This is a genomic window from Herbaspirillum sp. B65 (assembly GCF_000333555.1).
Classification (GTDB): Bacteria; Pseudomonadota; Gammaproteobacteria; order Burkholderiales; family Burkholderiaceae_D; genus Herbaspirillum; species Herbaspirillum rubrisubalbicans.
The window spans coordinates 1-5,695 of record NZ_BADI01000201.1 but is presented as its reverse complement, the minus strand read 5'-3'; the positions used below and the strand labels follow the sequence as shown (position 1 = coordinate 5,695).

The 5,695-nt window shown below is 62.2% G+C and carries 4 protein-coding genes; 3 read left to right on the top strand and 1 reads right to left on the bottom strand.

Annotated elements, in window-relative coordinates; translation table 11 throughout:
* Nucleotides 1-110 precede the first annotated feature (110 nt).
* Nucleotides 111-557 carry a GatB/YqeY domain-containing protein gene (locus I5W_RS05100; RefSeq protein WP_017451410.1) on the top strand — a complete coding sequence of 149 codons (447 nt, stop codon included), beginning with the start codon at nucleotides 111-113 and terminating at the stop codon, nucleotides 555-557.
* Nucleotides 558-594: 37 nt separating this feature from the next.
* Nucleotides 595-2,391: a DNA primase gene (gene dnaG / locus I5W_RS05095; RefSeq protein ID WP_044528430.1), complete on the top strand. Its 1,797-nt coding sequence runs from the start codon at nucleotides 595-597 to the stop codon at nucleotides 2,389-2,391.
* A gap of 494 nt (nucleotides 2,392-2,885) precedes the next feature.
* Here the strand turns inward: dnaG and I5W_RS33145 are convergent, their stop codons facing one another.
* On the bottom strand, nucleotides 2,886-3,116 hold the full coding sequence (locus I5W_RS33145) for a hypothetical protein (protein ID WP_237741831.1): 231 nt from the start codon (nucleotides 3,114-3,116) through the stop codon (nucleotides 2,886-2,888).
* Nucleotides 3,117-3,231: 115 nt separating this feature from the next.
* Here I5W_RS33145 and rpoD point away from each other — a divergent pair.
* On the top strand, nucleotides 3,232-5,695 hold a 2,464-nt coding region (rpoD, locus tag I5W_RS05090), incomplete at its 3' end, for an RNA polymerase sigma factor RpoD (protein ID WP_252716906.1).

The following is a 5,695-nucleotide window of genomic DNA, read 5'->3' as shown; positions in this document are numbered from 1 at the left end:
GCCATCCTGTTCACGATCCTAAGACGGGCTGCCTGTTGCCGCCCGGAATACTGGATGCGGGATGGCGCCAGATCGCAGAATACTCATCCACCTCATCTTCGGAGTACCCCATGGGTTTGAAAGAGCAGATCACGGAAGACATGAAGGCCGCCATGCGCGCCAAGGACATGGGCAAGCTGGGCACGATTCGCCTCTTGACCGCCGCGATGAAGCAGAAGGAAGTCGATGAACGGGTCGAGCTGACCGACACCCACGTGCTGGCCATCATCGACAAGATGGTCAAGCAGCGCAAGGATTCCATCTCGCAATTCGAAGCCGGCGGTCGCCAGGACCTGGCCGATATCGAGAAGGCCGAGCTGGCCGTGCTCTCCACCTACATGCCCGCCAGCCTGTCGGAAGAAGAAATCAAGGCCGAAGTGCAAGCCGCCGTGGCCGCCACGGGCGCCGCCGGTCCGCAGGACATGGGCAAGGTCATGGGCGTGTTGAAGCCCAAGTTGGCCGGTCGTGCCGACATGACGGCCGTATCCGCCCTGGTCAAGGCCGCGCTGGCGGCCTGAGTGGTTTGTCCTTGTTGCCCGTAGCCCGGAAACCCAGGTGATTCCACAGTCGTTCATCCAGGACCTGCTCAACCGCGTCGATATCGTCGACGTGGTGGGGCGCTACGTGCAATTGAAGAAGGGCGGCGCCAACTACATGGGCCTGTGCCCCTTCCACAACGAGAAATCCCCCAGCTTCACCGTCAGTCCGACCAAGCAGTTCTATCACTGCTTCGGCTGTGGCGCGCATGGCACGGCGATCAGCTTCCTGATCGAATATTCCGGCATGGGTTTCGTGGAAGCGGTCAAGGACCTGGCCCAGAACGTGGGTATGGTGGTGCCCGAACGCGAAGACAGCATTCCCCTGGCCCAGCGCCAGGAAAAGCAGGCCAAGAGCATGGCCTTGTCGGATGTGATGACGCGCGCCAATGATTTCTATCGCCACCAGTTGCGGGCTGCCCAGCCGGCCATTGCCTACCTGAAGGGGCGGGGCCTGACCGGCGAGATCGCGGCGCGCTTCGGCCTCGGCTATTCGCCTGACGAGTGGGATAGCCTGCGCCAGGTGTTTCCCGATTACGAGAATGAAGCCCTGGTCGAATCGGGCCTGGTGATCGACAAGAGCGAAGAGGGCGGAGGGCATCGCAAGCGTTATGACCGCTTCCGTGGTCGCATCATGTTCCCCATCCGCAATACCAAGGGGCAGGTGATCGGCTTTGGCGGGCGCGTGATGGATGGCGGCGAGCCCAAGTACCTGAACTCGCCCGAAACGCCGCTGTTCCAGAAGGGCAGCGAGCTGTACGGCCTGTTCGAGGCGCGCCAGGCGATCCGCGAAGCCGGTTATGCATTGGTCACCGAAGGCTACATGGATGTGGTGGCGCTGGCCCAGTTGGGCTTCCCCCAGGCCGTGGCCACGCTGGGCACGGCTTGCACGCCCATCCATGTGCAGAAGCTGGTGCGCCAGACCGACCAGGTGATCTTCAGCTTCGACGGCGACAATGCCGGCCGGCGCGCCGCGCGCCGCGCGCTGGAAGCCTGCCTGCCGCACGCCTCGGACAACAAGATCATCAAGTTCCTGTTCCTGCCCAAGGAGCATGACCCGGACAGCTACGTGCGCGAGATGGGCGCGCCGGCCTTTGAAGAGCAGATCCGCGAAGCGCTGCCGTTGTCCCAATTCCTGCTGCGCGAAATCATCGGCGAGAACGACCTGCGCACCCCGGAGGGCCGCGCCCATGCGCAGTTTGCGGCCAAGCCCATGTTGCAGGCGCTGCCGGCGTCAGGACTGCGTCTGCAGATCGTGCGCAGCATCGCCCAGGCCACGCAAACCACGCCGGCCGAGCTGGAAGTGCTGTTCGAGCTGGAAAAGCCGGTGGCCCGCGTGCGCAGCGCCCCACCGCGCAGCAAGCGCACCGCTCCGGTGGGGCTGGAGCGCCAGATCATGCGACTGCTTGTGGCGCATCCGCAACTGTCGGCCGATCTCGATGCCGGCGCGCTGGAAGCCATCGCCCGCATTGCCCCGGATCAGGCCGAGATGCTCACGCACTTGGTCGGTGTGGCGCAGGGCATGGGTGAGCAGGCCAATTTCGCCGCCCTGGTCGAGCATCTGCGCGAGGGTGGCCCGGAATTCGACTCGATGATCGCCGAAATTGCTGCGGAATCGGAGTCGGAATTCGATGTGGTGCGGGCCGAGATGGCCGGCGCCATCCGCCAGGCCAGGATCCGCGCGCTCGATGACGAGATGCAGATGCTGGTGGCCTCGAACCTGCGCACCGAGGAAGAGCGCAACCGCTACCGCGAGCTGATGCAGCGCAAGGAATGGCTCAAGCGCCAGACCAGTGGCGCCGCCGTGGCGGGATGAGAATGAACCGCCCGGCCAGCAGCAAGGCGCGGGCATCAGCAGCAGAAGGATGGACAGGCATGGACGCCCGCGCAGGCAAGGTGGGCATCATGCGTGGCAGGTATGCAGGAGAGGCTGGCGCCAGGATATTGGAAAACACGGTAAAGCCATGCAAATTGCCGTGATTTGCAAGCCGGATCGCTGGCGAATAGCCGAATATCCCGGCTTGATCCCGGAGAAAAGAGCCCCATCTGTGCTATACTATAGGGCTTTAGTTCCGCCGGATGGCTCTTGCATCCCCACCCTGCGGCGACATGCCTTCACCCCGGCGCATCGGGAGGAAGGACGGCAGACAGTGGTATCGCCTGCCGGATTGCAAGCGGCACGACTGCCTGCTGCGCGCAATCGATGGCCCGCCGGTAAAAGGAACGTTGCGCGTGCAGCCGGAGTCTATCGGGAAACCGTTGCCGGAGTTGCATCATTAGCATGACTTGATTGGCGCAATGAGTGAATTCTCAGTTGGCAGTTGATTCTATGGCAAATGCAATGAAGAAACCCGCGAAAACTCCCGCAGCGTCGGCAAAGAGCAGCAAGACGGCAACGGCGGTAAAATCCACCGCCGTAGCCAAGACCACCAAGGCGGTGGCCGCCAAATCGCCAGTCAAGGCAACGGTGAAGGCCGTTGCCCCCGTAAAACCCACGGCCAAGACTGCAGCAGCAGCGACGCCGAAAAAGGCGGCAGTCAAGACTGCTGCCGCCAAGCCGGCCCGCGCCGCAGCGCCCAAGGCGACTGCAACGCCAGCCAACAAGTTACCTCAAGCCGCCGAACAAGCGGTTTCTGTGAAAGCGACGAAGACTTCCGTGACCACCAAGAAACCCGAAACCAAGACCGCCAAGACCACCAAAGCCGCAAAGGTCGAAGGCAAAGACGTCAGCGCGACCGCCGCGTCGAGCGTAAGCCAAACCACTGATGCCGCTGCCCTGGCAGCCATCGACACGTCCGGCTATGTGCTGCCGAGCGTCAAGGTGCCGGGCCGCCGTGGCCGCAAGCCCAAGGAATTCCAGCCCGAGAGCGACGAAGTCGCAGCGTTGAACACCATCGAACGCACCGAGCTGAAGGCTGCCGACAAGGCCAAGGCCAAGGACCGCAAGGCCAAGGAAAAGGCCCTGCTGAAGGACGCCTTCTCTTCCGACACCGAGGCCAGCGAAGAAGAACTGGAACGTCGTCGCCAGAAGCTGAAGACCCTGATCAAGCTGGGCAAGGAGCGCGGTTTCCTGACCTTCTCGGAAATCAACGACCACCTCCCGGAAAACATCGTCGACCCGGAAGCCATCGAAGGCATCATCGGCACCTTCAGCGACATGGGCATCTCGGTCTACGAGCACGCCCCGGACGCCGAAACCCTGCTGCTGTCGGACAACGTAGCCAACGTCGCCAGCGATGACGACGCCGAAGCCGCTGCCGAAGCCGCACTGTCGACCGTGGACTCCGACTTTGGCCGTACCACCGACCCGGTGCGCATGTACATGCGTGAGATGGGTTCGGTCGAACTGCTGACCCGCGAAGGCGAAATCGAAATCGCCAAGCGTATCGAAGATGGCTTGAAGGACATGATCCAGGCCATCTCCGCCTGCCCGACCACGATCGCCGAGATCCTGGCTGCGGCTGAGCGTATCTCCAAGGATGAGATCAAGGTCGACGAAATCGTCGACGGCCTGGTCGATCCCAACGAGAGCGAACAGCAGGTCGAAGCCGCCGCTTCCGACTCCGATGAGGACGACGAGGACGAGGAAGAAGAGGAAGAAGACGAAGAAGAAGAGGAAAACGAGAGCAGTGGCTCTGGTGCCGCTGGCTTCTCCGCCGAGCAGCTGGAACAGTTGAAGCGCGACGCGCTCGGCAAGTTCGCCGTCATCGGTACCCAGTTCGAGAACATGCGCAAGGCCTTCGAGAAGGAAGGCTACAACTCCAAGCCCTATGTCAAGGCACAGGAAATCATTTCCAACGAGCTGCTGGGCATCCGCTTCACCGCCAAGATCGTCGAGAAGCTGTGCGACACCCTGCGCGCCCAGGTGGACGAAGTGCGCACCGTGGAACGCCAGATCCTGGACGTGGCCGTCAACAAGTGCAACATGCCGCGCGCGCACTTCATCAAGGTGTTCCCGGGCAATGAAGTGAATCTGGACTGGGTGGACGGCGAAGTCGCCGCCAACCATGACTACAGCGCCGTGCTGAGCCGCAACGTGCCGGCCATCAAGGAATTGCAGCAGAAGCTGATCGACCTGCAGGCACGCGTGGTACTGCCGCTGCAAGACCTGCGCGCGATCAACAAGAAGATGGGCGCCGGCGAGAAGAAGGCGCGCATGGCCAAGCGTGAAATGACCGAGGCCAACCTGCGTCTGGTGATCTCGATCGCCAAGAAGTACACCAACCGTGGTCTGCAGTTCCTGGACCTGATCCAGGAAGGCAACATCGGTCTGATGAAGGCAGTGGACAAGTTCGAATATCGTCGCGGCTACAAGTTCTCGACCTATGCGACCTGGTGGATCCGTCAGGCCATCACCCGCTCGATTGCCGACCAGGCGCGCACCATCCGTATTCCGGTGCACATGATCGAAACGATCAACAAGATGAACCGCATCTCGCGTCAGATCCTGCAGGAAACCGGTGCCGAGCCGGATCCCGCGACCCTGGCGATCAAGATGGAAATGCCGGAAGACAAGATCCGCAAGATCATGAAGATCGCCAAGGAACCGATCTCCATGGAAACGCCGATCGGTGACGATGACGATTCGCATCTGGGCGACTTCATCGAAGACAACAACACGCTGGCTCCGGCCGATGCGGCCTTGCACGCTTCGCTATTCACGCCCGGAATGGACGGCGCTGGCGGTGGGCAAGGATTCGCCGGTGCGCTCCATCAGCGAGTTGAAGGGCACGTGCTGTGCCGCACGTCCAATGCCGGTGGCTCGGACCTGCAATTCCTGGAAGTCGATGGCAAGCCGCTGTACCAGCACGTGGCGCGCCTGGTGGCCGAGAAATGGAATACCAATGGCCAGTGCGGCCTGGTGGTCGGCGCCACCTTCCCGCAGGAACTGGCGCAGGTGCGCGCCATCATCGGCGACATGCCCTTGCTGGTGCCCGGCGTGGGCGCCCAGGGCGGCGACGTGCAAGCCACGGTCAACGCCGGCAAGACCGCCTCGGGTACCGGCATGATGATCAATTCTTCACGTGCCATCCTCTACGCCAAGCCCGAAGCCGGTGAGGATTTCGCCGGTGAGCAGGATACGCATGGATTTCATGATCCGGCTTCATCAAAGTGGCGAG